We start from the raw sequence: 334 nt of genomic DNA, 5'->3' as shown, positions 1-334 counted from the left end.
GTGTTCGTCCGCCTGCAACAGCTCAATAAGCCCCGGCGCCGCGGCATGAAGGTTGTGCCAGCTGATCATTGCCCCCTTGGGTCGGCCGGTGGACCCGGAGGTATAGATCATCAGGGCGGTGTCATCCATTTGCTGGCTGTCCAGCAATTCATCCACCAGGTTGGGATGCTGCGTTTCGAATTCCCGGCCCCTGGCCTCGATATCCTCGAATGCCGACGGCGGCTCCGGGTAATAGCGCAGGCCCTTCATATCAATGGCAATGCAGTGCTTCAGTTTGGGCAAATCTGGCCAGGCTTCCAGCACCTTGTCGGTCTGTTCCTGATCTTCGCAGATC

At 58.7% G+C, this 334-nt stretch carries 1 protein-coding gene; it reads right to left on the bottom strand.

The window, feature by feature from the left end; translation table 11 throughout:
• Positions 1 to 334, bottom strand: a 334-nt coding sequence (locus tag B2W52_RS17570; RefSeq protein WP_286803807.1) for an AMP-binding protein, incomplete at both ends; no start/stop codon positions are given.

This window comes from Marinobacter sp. UBA2498 (assembly GCF_002341575.1).
GTDB lineage: Bacteria > Pseudomonadota > Gammaproteobacteria > Pseudomonadales > Oleiphilaceae > Marinobacter > Marinobacter manganoxydans.
The sequence above is the reverse complement of the archived record's forward strand: the minus strand, read 5'-3'. Positions and strand labels throughout refer to the sequence as shown.